Origin of the sequence: Dermacoccus nishinomiyaensis (assembly GCF_900447535.1) — a bacterium.
Classification (GTDB): Bacteria; Actinomycetota; Actinomycetes; order Actinomycetales; family Dermatophilaceae; genus Dermacoccus; species Dermacoccus nishinomiyaensis.
The window spans coordinates 2242640-2259208 of the sequence record NZ_UFXX01000001.1 but is presented as its reverse complement, the minus strand read 5'-3'; the positions used below and the strand labels follow the sequence as shown (position 1 = coordinate 2259208).

The window sequence follows — 16569 nt, the reverse complement described above, 5'->3', positions numbered from 1 at the left end:
CTACTCGAGGACCCACTGGAATAAAGTTGATACGTCAACTAGTTTCGTCAGTATGAGCACCTCGACACAGGCCACCGACGACCGACTCCCCGTCGCCTATCTCAGCCACGGCGCGCCGCCCCTCGCGGACGATGCGACCTGGACCGCCGAACTGGCCGCCTGGGGCAAGGAACTGCCCAAGCCGAAGCAGATCCTCATGGTCTCGGCGCACTGGGAGAATGCGCCCGTCACTGTGTCGTCGACGAGCGGCGCCGGGCTCACCTACGACTTCTGGGGATTCCCGCAGAAGTACTACGAGGTGACGTACGATGCGCCCGCCGCGCCCGAACTCGCCGAATCGGTGGCCCGCCTCGTCGGCACACCCGAGCGGCCCGTGCACCAGGACCCATCACGCGGTCTCGACCACGGCGCGTACGTCCCCCTCGTCGAGATGTTCCCCGACGCCGACGTGCCCGTCCTGCAGATGTCGATGCGAACGCTCGACCCCGTCGAGCTGTTCGAGCTGGGCCGCAAGCTCGCGCCGCTGCGCGACGAGGGGACGCTCATCATCGGTTCCGGGTTCACGACCCACAACCTGCGGTGGTTCCGTCCGAGTGGTGACGCTGACGGCGCCCCGCCAGCGCCGTCGTCGGAGTTCGACCACTGGGCCGCCGAGACGATGGCGAGCGGCGACCTCGACGCGCTGTTCGACTTCATGACGAAGGCCCCCGCCGCCCATGAGGCGCACCCGCGCACCGAGCACTGGGCACCGCTCTACGTCGCGCTCGGCGCCGCCAACCCGGACGGAGCGGCGTCGGCGTCAGCGCAGACCACCGTCGACGGCTTCTGGTACGGCCTGAGCAAGCGCAGCTGGCAGCTGGCCTGACGCCCCGGCCGTACCCAACTGCGATCTACCTCCCCTTCTGCGCTTTTCGTCTACATTCGAATGTGGACGAAAAGCGCAGAAGGGGACAGGGATCACAGAAGTGCTCAGCGTTCGACGCGGGTGAGGAAACCGTTGGCGACGAGGCGCTTCAGCAGCGGCAGCGTGCCGCGGACGGCGTCGTCAGCGGGCACGTCGACGAGCGTTGCGATGGCCTCCAGCGCCGTGCGCGCCGTCATCGATCCGTCGCAGACCGACAGGAACGCGGCGAGCACGGTGTCGGCCTGGATCGACATGCCGAACCCGCCGCCCTGACGGATCATGATGACGCTCGGGTCGCTCGCTCCGGGCTTCGTGTGACGCTCCTCCGTGACGTCCGGCGCGGCCTGCCAGAACGAGTCGAGCACCGCGTCGTCTCCGACACGCGCCATCCACGCCCGCGCGGCGAGACCTGCGTCGATCGTCGGGCCCATGGCGGCGGCGACAGAGCCGCGCTCGTCGAGCAGATCGGTGAACCGGGGACGGGGTTCGGCCGGCCTCTGGAGCGTGATGATGCCGAAGCCGATGCGCTCGACGCCGCGCGCCGCGAAGTCGTCGAGCCAGGCCGAGTACATGGCGTCGTACTCGGGCGACCCGACGGGCGCGCCACCGTCACGCGCCCACAGTTCGGCGTATTCACACGGATCCTGCACCTCGCGCTGCACCACGAGCGCATCGAGGTCGACGCCGTCGAGCCATCGCTCCCAGACGTCTTCGAACGTCTCGCCGTCGCGCATCTCCCAGTTGCCGAGGAACTGTGCGACACCACCGGGTTCGAGGTGGGCGCCGACGTCGCGAACCAGGTTGCGCACGACGGCGTCACCCACCGCACCGCCGTCGCGGTACTCGTACTCGGGCATGCCGGGGCGACGCGGCGTGATGACGAACGGCGGGTTGCTCACGATGAGGTCGAATCGGCGGCCGGCGACCGGTTCGAGCATCGAACCGGCGAGCACCTCGACGTCGAGATCGTTGAGAGCGGCGTTGAAGCAGACGAAGGCGAGCGCGCGTGTCGCGAGGTCCGAGGCGACGATGTGCTCGACGTGGCCCGCGAGGTGCGCGGCCTGAACACCGCAGCCGGTGCCGAGGTCGAGGGCGGTGCGGACGGTGCGTCGCGGGGTCCATCTTGCGAGGGTCGTCGACGCGCCACCGATGCCGAGCACATGATCGGGTTCGAGCACCTGGCCCGTCGCGATCTCCGAGAGATCCGATGCCAGCCACCATGACGACGTCTCGTCGCCGTACGGGCGCAGGTCGCATGTAGCGACGAGAATGCGGTCGTCCCCGTCTCCGCGCATCTGCTCGAGGGTGTCGTCGTCGGCGAGCAGCCCGAGCGCCGTGAGACCGTCGACCCCCGCGGCGGGGAAGGCCGCCTCGATCCGCGCCGGACTCATACGCCCACCGAGCGTGAACAGTGCCACCATCGTCGCGACAGGACTGTCGTCGTCGGCCAGGATGCGGCGAGCAGCCGTCGGCTGTTCGCGGTGCAGCGCGGCCGACGCACTCGGGCCGAGGACGTCGGCGACCGCCTCGACGGTGTAGGGCGCCGCAGCGAGGTCAGCGCGCAGAGCGACGAGCTGATCGCGCGTGGAATCGTCGACGTGAGGGGCCGGGGAAGACATGACCCCAGTATGACGTTGACCTGGTGCACGCCGCCGACCCCATGAGGACCGGCGCGCGCCGGCGGAGCGTCAGGCGCCCGCCTTGACCGCCGCGACGGCGTCAGCGGCGGTGGAATCGATGGTGAAGATCTTCTCGAGGCCGGTGATCTGGAAGTTGCGGAGCACCCGGGGATTGGTGATGACGACCCGCATGACCCCCTCGAGCATCCGCACGGCCTTGAGGCGCCCCACGAGCACACCGAGGCCGGTCGAGTCGAGGAAGCTGACCTCGCTCATGTCGACGACCATCGCCTTGTCACCGGCGGCGAGTACCTTCGAGATGGCGTCCCGCAGAACGGGGGCGGTGTACACATCCACCTCCCCGGCGAAGGCGATGACGGCTATGCCGTCGTCCCGGCGAAGGTTCACTCTGAGTTCCACGCGGCCCGGGCTCCTGCTGCTCGACGGTTCATCCTGGCGCAGGCGAGGCCTGCTCTCTGGGAATTCAGTTTTGTCACAGGAAGCCGAAAAGTCAATGCAAGTTGATTTCACATTCATCTCCTTCGAGGTGAGATCCAGGGTGGAGGGTGCGCATGAGTTCTGCGGTCACGCGCACTGACGGTGCGGGCCCCGAGCAATGGCTCGACGCGCTGCGTGACGCCGGCACCGGTGGTGTCACCCACGTGCGCACGCGCCCCGCCCGTGAGGCCTCGCTCGCCGAGTGGCCCGACGCGGTGGCGCCTGCGGTTCGAGCTGCGTTCGAGGGCAAGGGAATCCACCATCTGTGGTCGCATCAACGAACCGCACTCGACGCTGTGTTCGAGCGCCGCCACGTCGTCGTCGCGACCGGAACCGCCTCGGGCAAGTCGCTCGCCTACCAGGTGCCGATGCTGACGGCTGCCGTCGACGGCGCCGACTTCGCGCGCCGCCCCGGCGACCCGCCCGTCAGCGCGCTCGCGGCGATCCGCGGAGCCACGACGCTCTACCTCTCGCCCACGAAGGCGCTCGCCGCCGACCAACGCGCGCGCCTCGACGCTCTCGCCATCCCGGGCGCACGCATCGCGACGCTCGACGGTGACACTCCCCCGGACGAGCGACGCTGGATCCGCGACCACGCCGGCATCATCCTGACCAACCCGGATCTGCTCCACCACTCGATGCTGCCCGCTCACGAACGCTGGTCGATCTTCTGGCGCTCGCTGCGCCTCGTCGTCATCGACGAGTGCCATGTCTATCGCGGCGTGTTCGGCGCCCACACGGCCGGCGTCATCCGACGTCTGCGCCGTGTCGCCGCGCGCTACGGCAGTCACCCGACGTTCGTGCTCGCCTCCGCGACCTCCGGTGAACCCGCCGCACACGCCCGCGCTCTGACAGGCCTCGACGTCGACGCCGTCACCGACGACGGCTCGCCGAGCCCAGCCCTGACGTTCGCGCTGTGGGAGCCCGGCCCGCCCCCGGGCGCGGCAGAGGCCATGGGTGAGGCCGTGGCGGCAGCCACAGATGCGATGAGCGACGAGGATGGCGACGCCGCGCGGGATGGCGACGCGGCCCAGGCTGCTCCTGGCTCTGCCCAGGATCGTGGCGCCGCCCAGGAAGGCGGCGCGGACGATGGCCTCACAGTCGAAGACCTCGGGCGTCGTAGTGCCGTCGCCGAAACGGCCGACTTGTTCGGCGAACTGGTCGGGCGCGGCGTGCAGACGCTCGCGTTCGCGCGCTCGCGTGTGGGTGTCGAGGTGATGGCCGACATGGCGCGAAACCGCCTGTGGAACCACGGGTTCGACCCCGACCTCGTCGCTGCCTATCGCGGGGGTTACCTGCCCGAGGAACGCCGCACCGTCGAATGCGGGCTGCGCGACGGCACCCTCGCCGGGGTGGCCGCCACGAGCGCGCTCGAGCTCGGCATCGACGTCAGCGGCCTCGACGCCGTCCTGCTCGCCGGGTGGCCGGGGACGGTCGCGTCGCTGCATCAGCAGAGCGGGCGGGCGGGGCGCTCGGGGCGTGACGCGCTCGCCGTCTTCGTCGCCGCCGACGATCCGCTCGACACCTATCTCGTCCATCATCCCGATGTGTTCTTCGACCGCCCGGTCGAGGCGACCGTCGTCGATCCGAGCAACCCGTACGTGCTCGGGCCGCAGCTCGCGAGCGCCGCTGCCGAACTGCCCCTGACGGCCGCCGACGAGGCTCTCTTCGGCGCGGACATGTGGCCGCTCGTCGAGGCGCTCGTCGCCCAGCGCGTCCTGCGTCGGCGTCCGAGCGGCTGGTACTGGGCGCGCGACGACCGGCCCGGCGACCACGTCTCGTTGCGGGGCGACGGCGGCAGTGACGTGCGCATCGTCGAGTCGCGCACCGGGGCCGTGCTCGGCACGGTCGACGGGGAGCGCGCCCACTCGAGCGTCTTCCCGGGCGCGGTGTACGTCCATCAAGGGCGCACGTTCGTCGTGACGTCCCTCGACCTCGACGACGGCAGTGCGCACGTCGTGCGCGGCAACCCGGGGTGGTCGACGGCGGCTCGCTCCGTCAGCTCGTTCGACATCCTCGAGGAGGATCGGTCGCAGACATGGGGTGCCGTCGGCGTCCACTACGGCACCATTCGGGTGCGCACGCAGGTGACGAGCTTTCTGCGACGGCTGCCCTCGGGCGAGGTCATCGGTGAGCACCCGCTCGATCTGCCCGAGCGCACTCTCATGACGAAGGGTGTGTGGTGGACGGTTCCCGAGGAGCACCTGCTCGACGCCGGCGTGACACCAGAGAGCGCGCCCGGGGCTCTGCACGCGGCCGAGCACTGCTCGATCGGGCTGATCTCGCTCGTCGCGCAGGGTGACCGGTGGGACGTCGGTGGCGTCTCGACCGCGCTGCACCCCGACACGGACATGCCCACCGTCGTCGTCTACGACGCCCTGCCCGGCGGCTCGGGTTTTGCCGAGCGCGCCTACGAACGGGCGGCGACGTGGCTGCGCGCCACGCAGGACGCCATCGTCTCCTGTGGCTGCGAACACGGCTGTCCGGCCTGCATCCAGTCGCCCAAGTGCGGCAACGGCAACTCCCCGCTCGACAAGGCCGGCGCCCTCACACTGCTCGAGTGCGTCCTCGCCGACGCGCCTGACGACGACTCGCGTCGCCTCGAGGGCGGCTGAGGCCGGTTGTCGACCCGTCGAGTGCGGCCCTGACACCGGCGACGGGGGTGCTGACGTCTGTCTGGCCGAGTGGTCTTCGGGCGCGCCGGCGCGGGCGGTCGCTGTCACCTCGTGCCCGAGGGCCGAGGCCCGACGTGCCGTCACCTGCACCCCCGTCGACAACTCGGTGCAGGTCGTGAGCGTCGCATCGTTGAGGCGAGCACTGTGCCCGGCGGCCGCGCAGGCGTCCCCTGCCGGCAGGCGCGCTGCGCCGAGCACGACGGACGCACCCGCCAGCGCCGCGTGATCCGCCGCGAGCCTCACGCGCTCGGCGTCGACGGCGATGCGCGCATACGTCGCGACACCCGCGAACAGCGCGACGAGCATCCCGACGACGCCCACCATGACGACGCTCGCACCACCACGCTCGCTCGGAGTCCGAGGTGCGCGCGGATCAGGTGTCCGTGACCTTGCCGGTGTCGGTGTTTGTGTTTGCGCGGACGACCGCGACCACGTCCGTGGACACGCGCGCGGCAGCCGGCGCCACAGATGGGACGGCTGCGACGAACGCGTCGACCCGTGCTGGGGTAGACGCGGCTGTCGGGATCGCCAGATCATGGGCCCTCTTCCTGAGCGGCCACCGCACGGGCCGTGACATCGGGCAGCACCCAGCCGAGGGGCGACGGCGGGCGGGCGACGAGCGAGACCGTCACCCACCCGCCGTCGCGAGCGACGCTCAACGTCGCCGGCACGCCCGTCGCGGCGACGGCGCGACGTACGGCGTCGTCGCCGTCACCCCTGGCGGCCGAACGGGCGGCGACGGAGGCGGCGTTCCACGTCCGATGATGGGTCAACAACAACTGCGTGAGGGCGACGACGAGCGAGACGACGACAACAACGGCGGGCAGCGCAACGGCGAATTCCGCTGTAGCCATGCCTGATTCGTCGACCAACCAACGACGGCGCAACCATGTGGGCAGATTGCATCCCATGGTCGCGGACGCAGGCTTCGTCGACGCCCGACCGGCCGCAGGCCGAGCCGTTCGAGTCGATGGAGCACTCGTCGCCGTGAGCGTCGCCCGCGACGAGGTCGCCCTCGCCACCCCCAGCGCCGTCGCCCGCGTGGTCATCGTCGCCCTCGCCGTCAGCGCGTCGACAGTGCCGAGGAGAAGATGCCCTCGAGCGCGGATCGGACGGTGTCGGACTTGACGATGGCGATGAGCACAGCGGCGAACGCGACGGCGGCGATGGTGCCGACGGCGTACTCGGCGGTCGACATGCCGTGCTCGGCGGCTTCGCTCGCGGCGCGCCAGCGGCGCAGCAGCTCGTCACGGGTACGGCGGGTGGTGGCGATCATGGTTGTCTCCTTGAAGGTGGTGCGGTTGTCGTCCGGAGTGGACGTCCCGGCGCCGGCGGCGACGGAGTGTGTGGGCGCTCAGGCGGGCAGTTTCACGAGCCCGAGCACGAGCGGAACGATGGCGATGAGGATGAAGGCGGGCAGAAAACACAAGCCGAGCGGCAGGACGATGCGCACGCCGGCCTTCGCGCCCGCTTGCGTGACACGTTCGGCCTCGGAGCGACGCAGGTCGTCGGCCGCCTGCCGCAGCAGCGAGCTCGGCGCCGCGCCGCAACGTCCGGCCAGTTCGAAGGCTGTCGCGACGGGACGCCAGACGGGCGGCGCGAGCGCCCAAGCGCTACGTTCGTCCACGCCCCAGCGCAGCGCCGCCGCGACGCGGCTGACCGTACTGACGCCACCGGCCGCGTTCCCCGGCGAGCCTGCGCTGTTCGGCAGCTCGAGCCCGCCGGCATCCCGAAACGCCGTCTCCGTCGACGGCCCTCCCCGCTGCGCCGCTCCCACGGCCTCGAGCGCGACGACGGCGGGCGCCCCGCCTTCCAGTGCGAGGGCGAGCAGATCGATGGAGGAGGCGACCGCCAACGGATGATCCGCCGTGTCGCTCTCGTCGCTCGTGACGAGGACGGGCCGCTCGGCCCGCGTCGAACTCGGCCACAACGCCATCGCAGCGGCGCTCGCCGCCACCAGCACCCACACCGTCATGACGTCGCCGCCTCGGTCGGTGCCTTGAGCGCGGACGCCGTCATGCGACGCGACCACCGCGCCCCGACGAACATGAGCGCAATCCCGGGCCACAGCGTCACCAGCCCGGAGAAGCCGCTGTAGCAACCGAGCATGTCGACGCCCAGCAGCATCCCGAGGCCCACCCCGAGCACCGGCAGGCCCAGCAGCACCGACGTGCTCGCCTTCGCACCCGCCGTCGCACCGTCCACGCACGCACGATGCGAGCGCCGTGCTCGCACACTGCGGGCGGCACCCTCCATCGCGTCGGCGAGTGGGCATCCGTGCCGCGCCGACAGCTGCCAGGCCGCGGCGACCTCCTCGAACGCGGCGCTGCGCCACAAGCGTCCGAGGTCGCGCCAGACCTGCACGACATCACCGTCGCGCACCGCTTCGAGGCGCAGCCGCTGCCACCCGGCACTCGTCGCGCTCCCACCCGCCGAGGTGGCCCCCACACCATCGAGCGCCATGATGAGGGCCGGCGTGACGGCCGACCCGGCGCGCAGCACCGTGACGAGAGCGTCCACGAGCTGCAGGCATTCGGCCTCGGGATCGCTGCTGCTCAGGCGCCGCACCCCTCGCACCGGCCGCCGATCCTCCCGCGGAAGAGCCTGCACCCGAGCCGGCCAAGCGATGACGGCGACGGCGGTCGCGAGCGCCAAGGTCATGACGTTCATCGCACACCTGCCAGGTCGCACAGAGCGGGCCAGGCACCCGCGCGCACACCGCGCTGCCAGGCTGCCTCGACCCGCAAGCCGTGATGGTCGCCCCCCATCACCCCGACGCTCGCGACGCGGCGCATCCCGTCGACGCGTTCGACGTGGATGACGACGCTGATCGCCGGCCGCAGCTGTGTGCGCACTGCTTCGGGGCTCATGCCGGCCAGCGCGCCGAGCGCTTCGAAACGCGCGGGCACGTCGGCCGCCGCGTTGGCATGAACGGTGCCGCACCCACCCTCGTGGCCCGTGTTGAGCGCCGTCATGAGCTCACGCACCTCGGCGCCACGCACCTCACCGACGACGATCCGATCGGGCCGCATGCGCAGGGATTGCCGCACGAGCGCGGCCAGCGGCACTTCGCCGACCCCCTCGACGTTCGGGGAGCGCGCCTCGAGTCGCACCACGTGCGGGTGTTCGACGGCGAGCTCCCGTACGTCCTCGACGACGAGAAGGCGTTCGTCGTGGGGCACGTGACGCAGCAGCGCCGCGAGCAGCGTGGTCTTGCCCGTTCCGGTGCCACCGCTGATGACGAAGGACACCTTGGCCCGCACGAGGGCGAGCAGCAGCGCGGCCACCTCGTCGTCCATCGCGCCGCGGGCGACGAGGTCGCCGAGACCGATTCGCAAGCCGCCCGGCACACGCAGGCTCAGGTGTGCGCCGTGGTCGACGAGCGGCGGCAGCACCGCATGCAGTCGCACCCCGCCGGGCAGGACGGCGTCGACGTAGGGGCTCGCGTCGTCGAGGCGCCGGCCCGCTGCGGCAGCGAGGCGCACGGCGAGTCGCCGCACGTCTTCCTCGCCGCCCAGGTCGAGCGCGATCCGTTCGACGCCGCATCCGCGATCGACCCAGACACCCCGGGTGCCGTTGACGAGCACGTCGCTCACCCCGGGGAGTTCGAGCGCTTCACGCAGCGGCCCGGCGCCGAGGACATCGGCGTCGAGGCGCGCCTCGAGTGCGACGCGCTGCTCCTGCCCGAACACCGGCGCGTCGAGCTTCACGAGCGATTCGAGCGAGCGCGCGCTCGGTGCACGCCCGGCGTGGATCTCCTTCCACATGCCTTCGGCTACGCCCATGACGGCTCCCGTTCGAGGCGCGCGACGAACATCGACACGTCGCGCACGAGGCGGGTCATCGTCGTCTCACGCTGCCCCGGCCATCGGCCCGCGAGCAGGTCGGCCGGGCAGTGGGCGCTCATGCGCCACCGCGTCGGGCCGGCCGCGACAAGCGGGGCACCGAGCGATTCGGCGAGCACGGAGCGCGTACGCACCGGCGTCTCGAGCGCGACGAGCGCGACCGGCGCGATGCCCGAGCCGCCCGGCTCGTCCAGCGCGAGCTCCGTGAGCGCTCGCACCGTGTGCTGCGCTGCAGCCGTCGACGCGAGCGTGCCGCGCACGAGCAGCACGATGACGTCGAATTCCCCCGGGCGTGGCAGCGGATGCGCGGCCAGGCAGTGCACGACGTCCCCCGCGACGTGGGCGAGCGCCTCGTGCGTCGCGCGCCTCGACTCCTCGTCGACGACGGCGGGAGAGGCGGTGTGGCTGAGCACCGCCACCCCGTCGCGCTGCGGCAGGGCGGCGAGCAGCCGCTCACGGTCGATGTGGGATCCCGCGCCACGCAGGGCCGGCCAGCGCGCACCGGGCGTCGTCTCGAGGTCGAGCAGCACGTCGAGCCCACCCGTTCCGGGTTGACCGTCGACGAGGGCCACCGGCGGTCTCGACGAGCCGCTGGCCGCCGCGACCTTCGCCAGATACCCCGCGAGCGCAGCCCCGAAGCACGCACCGTCGATGCTCGAATCGGGGCACATCACCGCGATGCGACGTCCACGCACGAGCGGGGCCTCGAGGGCCCCATCCCCGACGCCGACGATGCCACCGCCCGAACCGGCCAGATCATCGACGTCGTCGGCGAACACCTCGCCATCCGGCCAGGCATCACGCGCTCCGTCGCCTCGCGCCGACTCGGCGGACTGCTCTTCACTGCGGCTTCGATGCCGCCCGGGGAGTTCGAATCTCGCCCCCGCGTCGTCCCATGCGTTCATGGCTCCACCGTCACGGCCGGCACCAGCCCGGGCCAAGGTCGCGAGAGCCGAACCTGTGGATCAGCCTGCAGGCGAGGGCAAAAACCGGCCGTAGCCGTCACACCCTGTGGATGACGCACCCGCCCGTCGCGGCCTCAGCGCCTCCGTCGGGGCCCGCCGAATTCCAGCCCCCGCCGCACCCACCGGCCAGGAACAGCGACAGCCCCCGTCGGGGGGACGACGGGGGCTGTCTATGCGTGCATACCCTTGGGGGTGCGGCATGCACGCCAGCGCTCGACCCGAGGGGAGCGCACTGCTTCAATATGTCACGGTGGGCACGCTAATCCAAGCCGGAACCTGTTGATTTACTGAGACTTCACCCACATCACGCCAAGACTCCACCCTGAAGTGGGTGGCAATTGCTTACAATCCGCCGAGCCGCCCGGCGAGGACCGCGTCCGCGATGCGCATGCCTTCACGCGCGCCCCGCTCGTACGAGCCGACGCAGAACGTCAGCCACAGGCGAACCCCGTCCGCGGAGCCGGTCGCATACGCCGCGAGCGCCCCGACGTATCCCGCGCTCGCCTCGCGCAGGTGGCCGACCTCGGGCACGCAGACTCCCGTCGGGTCGAGCCCGGCGGCCTGCACGAGGGCCCGCTCGAAACCTCGCGCCACGATCGCGTTCCCGCGCACGAAGGGGCGCATCGTCGCGATCTCGGCATGAGCGAGGGCGGCGACCACCGCCACCGGTGCCTTGTCATGGCACGCGACGAGTTCGTAGAGCCCTCCGAGCCGCGCGGGAAGTTCCAGTGCCGGCACGGGCGCTCCGACCTCGACGAGTTCGGCGCACACCTCGTCATCGCGACGGGGGCGTCCTACGGCGTCGGGCGGCAGATCGACACCCGCCGAAGACCCCGCTACGGCGACGTGGAGGCGTGCGAGGGCCTGAGCGGGGGACGTCAGCACGAGGTCTCGGGCATGCTCCGTCTCGGCGGTGGCTTGCACCGCGCCGCGCAGCGCCCGCTCGAGCGGGTCGGGCTCCTCGGGCCACGACGTCAGCCCGACGACCAACTCACGCACGACGTCGACGGAGACCTCGGCGCCGTCCAGCGCGGCGCTGGCCCGCGCCCCGCGCACACGCGACTCGGCGGCGGCCTGCGGGATGCGCCGTCGCAACGCGTTGTGCCAGCGCAGTTCGGTGCAGGCTTCACGGGCACGATCGACACTCTCGCCCACCTCGGGCAGGTCGGCAAGGGCACGCACGGCGTCGACGGTCGCAGTCATGGCGCAAGCGTACTCAGCGCCCCACGTTTGCTACCCGTCAGTATGCGAACCGCCCTCGACGCGCCACCCGGGCGATGCGATAGAAAAGGGTTGACGCCTGTGATCCACACCTCATCGCGCCGACGATCCGGGGCCTCCCCCGATCCGAGCGCGAGCAGGCCCGGCGCCCGCCCGCTCGGCGGCCGACGCCGGAGTGTCCGAGACGAAGCAAGGAGCGCCCGCCATGAGCGAAACCCCCGACCCCACGCCCGGCCCCTTCCACCCGAGCGAGGCCTTCACGGCCCAGGCCGTGGGCCAGGCGTCGCTGTACGAAGAGGCCGGCGCCGACCGCCTCGCGTTCTGGGCGAAGCAGGCCCGCGAGCGCCTCACCTGGAGCAAGGACTTCGACGAGGTCCTCGACTGGTCCGACGCGCCCGTCGCGAAGTGGTTCGTCGGCGGTGAGCTCAACGTCGCCTACAACTGCGCCGACCGCCATGTCGAGGCGGGCAACGGCGAGCGCGTTGCCATCCACTTCGTCGGCGAGCCGGGCGACGAGCAGGCCATCACGTACGCCGACCTCACCGAGCGCGTGCAGCGCGCCGCCGGAGCTCTGCGCGCCGCCGGCGTCGAAGCGGGTGACCGCGTCGCGATCTACCTGCCGATGATCCCCGAGGCCGTCATCTCGATGCTCGCGTGCGCGCGCATCGGCGCCGTCCACTCCGTCGTCTTCGGCGGCTTCTCGGCGGACGCGCTGCGCACCCGCATCGCCGACGGTGAGGCGAAGGTCGTCATCACCGCTGACGGCGGCTATCGCCGCGGCAAGCCGAGCGCGCTCAAGCCGGCCGTCGACGAGGCCGTCAGCGGGGAGACGAGCGTGCAGCGCGTACTCGTCGTCAAGCGCACCGTCGAGGACGTCACGATGGGTGACAAGGACATGTGGTGGGACGAGGCGCTCGAGGCCGCCGAACCCGTCGTCGAGGTCGAGAACTTCGATGCGGAGCACCCGCTGTTCATCCTCTACACCTCGGGCACGACGGGGAAGCCGAAGGGCATCTTCCACACCTCGGGCGGCTACCTGACGCAGGCGGCGTACACGAACGCCGTCGTCCACGACGTCCACCCCGACACGGACGTCTACTGGTGCACCGCCGACGTCGGCTGGATCACCGGCCACAGCTACATCACATACGGCCCGCTCGCGAACGGCGCGACGCAGGTCATGTACGAGGGCACGCCCGACACCCCGCATCAGGGTCGCTGGTGGGAGATCATCGCCGACAAGAAGGTGTCGATCTTCTACACGGCGCCGACGGCGATCCGCACCTGCATGAAGTGGGGCGAGGAGATCCCGCAGGAGTACGACCTGTCGAGCATCCGGGTGCTCGGCTCGGTCGGCGAGCCGATCAACCCTGAGGCGTGGATGTGGTTCCGTGACGTCATCGGCGCGGGTGAGGCCCCGATCGTCGACACGTGGTGGCAGACGGAGACTGGCGCGATCATGATGTCGCCGCTGCCCGGCGTCACGGCGCTCGTGCCCGGTTCGGCGCAGGCACCCGTGCCCGGCATCACCGCCGACGTCGTCGACGAAGAGGGCAAGAGCGTGCCGAACGGCGAGAGCGGCTACCTCGTCATCCGCGACCCGTGGCCGTCGATGCTGCGCGGCATCTGGGGCGACCGTCAGCGCTACGAGGACACGTACTGGTCGCGCTTCCCCGACATGTACTTCGCCGGTGACGGCGCGAAGCGCGACGAGGACGGCAACATCTGGGTGCTCGGCCGCGTCGACGACGTCATGAACGTATCCGGTCACCGCCTGTCGACCTCCGAGATCGAGTCGGCGCTCGTCAGCCACGACACGGTCGCGGAGGCCGCCGTCGTCGGCGCCGCGGACGAGACGACCGGCCAGGCCGTCTGCGCGTTCGTCATCCTGCGCGAAGAATCGCGTGAGAACTACGCCGTAGACACAGCCCGCGACGAGCTCGTCCAGGAGCTGCGCACGCACGTCGGTCATCAGATCGGGCCGATCGCGAAGCCGCGACAGGTGCTCGTCGTCGACGAATTGCCGAAGACCCGTTCGGGCAAGATCATGCGACGCCTGCTCAAGGATGTCGCCGAGGGCCGTGAAGCCGGTGACGCCACGACGTTGGCCGACCCGAGCGTCATGGCTCAGATCCAGGCGGGGTTGAAGAAGTAGCTCTTCGCCTCCGGCTCACCGGCTCACGATGACGGTAACTCACAGGTAGGCGGGCACTTGCCTGCCGGCGTGTGAGTTACCCGCCATCGTGTAGTCAGGCTGCCCTCGCCCTCGAGCGTTCGGTGCCTTCGCGCACGAGCCGGACGACGTGTGCCGGGTTCGCCAGATCCCCGTGCACGAGGCGGACGACGACGTACCTGACACGCTCGGATCTGGGTGTCGGACACACCGAGACCGACGAGGCTCGCGCGTTGGACGCCGAGGTGACCCGCCCGAGCACCTTGTGAGGAAGATCTGTCATGCCACCACCGTGCGCGACGCGTCCGCCGTCTGCACAGCGCTGGCGCCGCACCATGTGGATCAGGGTGCCCGGCCGTCACGTCTGTGGAGACGAACGGCCGTCCAGCCCCGTCACGCTCGCAGCCGATGCCCCCGCACCCACGATGGCGGGTAACTCACGGGTAGGCGGGTAGTTGTCTGCCTACCTGTGAGTTACCCGCCATCGCGCGGTGGGGCCGGCGCGTACAGGGTCTGCAGAATGAAGCGCGCCAGTTCCCTCGGAGGCTCGGTAGCTGAGAGGACGTACTCGTGGACACCTGCAATGGGGTCCCGGTCTCGCCACCAGGCACGCATGTCGTCTGCGGTGAACTCACCGGCCTCCGGCGACTCGGCGAGACGCCGCACGGACTCGTCGAAGGGGACCTCGAGCCTCACGAACAGGCTCGGCCCTGCATGCTGAGCAGCCAGCTCACGAAGAACCGGGCCGTAGTGTCCGCTGAACCAGATCCCCTCCGCGATCACGTCGAGCCCTTCGCCCAAGCCAGCCGTCACCAGGGCGCGCAGAACTGCGCGAGCGTGAACGTCTACCGTGCCATGGGGGGTGAGGATGATTCGACGCACGACGTCTTGCCCGACCACCATCGTCCGCTCGCGCCCGATGCGCTCTGCGAGGCACGTGGCCAAGGTGCTCTTGCCTGCCCGACTGTTGCCTCGGATGACGATGAGCGCCGACACGACTCCAACCTAGCGTGCACGTCGACCGCGCACCCGCACCCACGATGGCGGGGCCAGTTGGACGGGGCTGCTTGGCGGGGGCAGGGGCGTCCCGCGCACCGGACGTCGGATCGGACGTGGGGCGAACTCCCGTAGAATTCTCAGCAATTGGTGTGCCGGGAAGTCTGGTCGGCCGCCCGAGAAGTGCTCACGAGCCACCGGGTGCCCCTGCTCAGCGCTACCCCTGAGGAGCCGCCCATGCCCGGCAACAAGAACCCCCTCCCTCCGATGAGTGACGAGCCACCGGAGTTCGAGGACTTCAAGACCTACGCGCACCAAGCCCCCGTCGCGACGGCAGGTCGCATGGCCAAGCGAATGTTCACCCGCGGCACGTGGCCCGAGGCGAGGCGCGTCAAGGAACTGCTCCAGACGGAGACCATCGGTGGCGTCCTGCTGCTCATGGCTGCCGTGGCTGCGCTGACGTGGGCGAACTCGCCGTGGAGCCACAGCTATGAGGTGCTGCGCGACGCGCACATCGGCCCGCACTTCCTCGGGCTCAACATGTCCGTCGCGCACTGGGCGGCCGACGGTCTGCTCGCACTGTTCTTCTTCGTCGTCGGCCTCGAGCTCAAGCACGAGTTCGTCGTCGGCGATCTCAAGAACCCCTCGGCTGCGGCGGTTCCCGTCATCGCGGCCGTGTGCGGCGTCGCCGTCCCCGCTCTCATCTACGCCGCCATCAATGCCGGTGGCGACGGCGCGCAGGGGTGGGCGATCCCGACGGCCACCGACATCGCGTTCGCGCTGGCGGTGCTCGCCGTCATCGGCTCGCACCTGCCGACGGCGTTGCGTTCGTTCCTGCTCACCCTCGCGGTCGTCGACGACCTCATCGCCATCACGATCATCGCGATCTTCTACAGCCACGGCTTCTCGCTGACGTGGCTCGTCGCGGCCATCGTGCCGATCGCGCTCTTCAGCGTCGCCGTTCAGCGGGGCCTCAAGAACCCCGTCGTCCTCGGAGTGCTGGCCATCGCCGCGTGGGTGTGCGTGCTCAACTCGGGCATCCACGCGACGATCGCCGGTGTCGTCCTCGGCCTGCTCGTGCCGGTCAAGGGCAAGCACGCGATCGCCGACCGCATGGAGCAGCGCCTGCACCCCTACTCCGCCGGTTTCGCGGTGCCCGTCTTCGCGTTCTTCTCGACGGGCGTCACCGTCGTCGGCACGAGCATCACCGACACGCTGACGGACGCCGTGACGATCGGCGTCATCGCCGGGCTCGTGCTCGGCAAGGCGGTCGGCATCTTCGGCAGCACGTTCCTCGTCAGCAAGTTCACACGCGCCGAACTCGACGACAACCTCACGTGGAGCGACGTCTTCGGCCTCAGCCTGCTCGGCGGCATCGGCTTCACCGTCAGCCTGCTCATCGGTGAACTCGCGTTCGGATCAGGCAGTTCCGCCGACGACCACGTCAAGATCGGCGTCCTGCTCGGCAGCCTGCTGTCGGCTGCGCTCGCCAGCATCGTGCTGGCACGACGCAACCGCGTCTACGCCCAGCTCGCCGAGGAGGAAGAGCGGGACGACAACCACGACGGCATCCCCGACGTCTACCAGCGCCCCAGCACGGCCTGACCCGCCCGCAGCCCACCGACACGCCTCATCCTGTGGCCCGGTGGGCGCGAAACCCCACGAATCGGTAG

General features: G+C 70.6%; 14 protein-coding genes and 1 pseudogene. 4 read left to right on the top strand and 11 right to left on the bottom strand.

From position 1 onward, the window contains the following. The first annotated feature begins 52 nt into the window (after positions 1-52). Positions 53-865, top strand: coding sequence for a dioxygenase family protein (locus DYE07_RS10525; RefSeq protein WP_115296942.1), 813 nt, complete (start codon positions 53-55; stop codon positions 863-865). 104 nt (positions 866-969) lie between these two features. Here the strand turns inward: DYE07_RS10525 and DYE07_RS10520 are convergent, their stop codons facing one another. Next, positions 970-2523 carry a DUF7059 domain-containing protein gene (locus DYE07_RS10520; protein ID WP_006943956.1) on the bottom strand — a complete coding sequence of 518 codons (1554 nt, stop codon included), beginning with the start codon at positions 2521-2523 and terminating at the stop codon, positions 970-972. Between the two features lie 69 nt (positions 2524-2592). Continuing rightward, positions 2593-2943, bottom strand: a complete 351-nt coding sequence (locus DYE07_RS10515; protein WP_038569554.1) for an STAS domain-containing protein — start codon at positions 2941-2943, stop codon at positions 2593-2595. 152 nt (positions 2944-3095) lie between these two features. Here DYE07_RS10515 and DYE07_RS10510 point away from each other — a divergent pair, with 152 nt between their 5' ends. Further along, the gene (locus DYE07_RS10510) at positions 3096-5636 is read left to right on the top strand and encodes a DEAD/DEAH box helicase (protein WP_115296941.1); all 2541 of its coding nucleotides are present in this window, start codon (positions 3096-3098) and stop codon (positions 5634-5636) included. 93 nt (positions 5637-5729) lie between these two features. On the opposite strand, the pseudogene DYE07_RS15430 reads toward DYE07_RS10510, so the two are convergent. The 8 genes and pseudogenes from DYE07_RS15430 to DYE07_RS10475 all read right to left on the bottom strand — a co-directional run. After that, positions 5730-6233, bottom strand: a pseudogene (locus DYE07_RS15430) (Rv3654c family TadE-like protein); the annotation flags it as partial. Continuing rightward, on the bottom strand, positions 6230-6550 hold the full coding sequence (locus tag DYE07_RS14800) for a TadE family type IV pilus minor pilin (RefSeq protein WP_038569562.1): 321 nt from the start codon (positions 6548-6550) through the stop codon (positions 6230-6232). The gene DYE07_RS14800 and the pseudogene DYE07_RS15430, both read right to left, overlap by 4 nt. Before the next feature lie 209 nt (positions 6551-6759). Then, entirely contained in the window at positions 6760-6972 is a 213-nt protein-coding gene (locus DYE07_RS10495; RefSeq protein WP_006943941.1) for a DUF4244 domain-containing protein, read from the bottom strand. Between the two features lie 78 nt (positions 6973-7050). Then, positions 7051-7671 carry a type II secretion system F family protein gene (locus tag DYE07_RS10490; RefSeq protein WP_006943927.1) on the bottom strand — a complete coding sequence of 207 codons (621 nt, stop codon included), beginning with the start codon at positions 7669-7671 and terminating at the stop codon, positions 7051-7053. Beyond that, positions 7668-8366, bottom strand: a complete 699-nt coding sequence (locus tag DYE07_RS14795) for a type II secretion system F family protein (RefSeq protein ID WP_172462991.1) — start codon at positions 8364-8366, stop codon at positions 7668-7670. The genes DYE07_RS10490 and DYE07_RS14795 overlap by 4 nt, the downstream gene beginning before the upstream one ends. Next, the gene (locus DYE07_RS10485) at positions 8363-9481 is read right to left on the bottom strand and encodes a TadA family conjugal transfer-associated ATPase (protein ID WP_231729428.1); all 1119 of its coding nucleotides are present in this window, start codon (positions 9479-9481) and stop codon (positions 8363-8365) included. The genes DYE07_RS14795 and DYE07_RS10485 overlap by 4 nt, the downstream gene beginning before the upstream one ends. Then, complete coding sequence (locus tag DYE07_RS10480) at positions 9472-10446, bottom strand: CpaE-like family protein (RefSeq protein WP_115296939.1); 975 nt, start codon at positions 10444-10446, stop codon at positions 9472-9474. Before DYE07_RS10480 ends, DYE07_RS10485 begins: the two co-directional genes overlap by 10 nt. Positions 10447-10848: 402 nt before the next feature. Then, positions 10849-11709 carry a Fic family protein gene (locus tag DYE07_RS10475; protein WP_006944034.1) on the bottom strand — a complete coding sequence of 287 codons (861 nt, stop codon included), beginning with the start codon at positions 11707-11709 and terminating at the stop codon, positions 10849-10851. A gap of 223 nt (positions 11710-11932) precedes the next feature. On the opposite strand from DYE07_RS10475, the gene acs reads away from it, so the two are divergent. After that, positions 11933-13882 carry an acetate--CoA ligase gene (gene acs, locus DYE07_RS10470; protein WP_172462990.1) on the top strand — a complete coding sequence of 650 codons (1950 nt, stop codon included), beginning with the start codon at positions 11933-11935 and terminating at the stop codon, positions 13880-13882. Positions 13883-14374: 492 nt separating this feature from the next. On the opposite strand, the gene DYE07_RS10465 is transcribed toward acs, so the two are convergent. After that, entirely contained in the window at positions 14375-14896 is a 522-nt protein-coding gene (locus DYE07_RS10465; RefSeq protein WP_115296937.1) for an AAA family ATPase, read from the bottom strand. A 237-nt stretch (positions 14897-15133) separates the two neighbouring features. On the opposite strand from DYE07_RS10465, the gene nhaA reads away from it, so the two are divergent. Next, positions 15134-16501, top strand: coding sequence for a Na+/H+ antiporter NhaA (gene nhaA, locus DYE07_RS10460; protein WP_115296936.1), 1368 nt, complete (start codon positions 15134-15136; stop codon positions 16499-16501). The last annotated feature ends 68 nt before the right edge of the window (positions 16502-16569 follow it).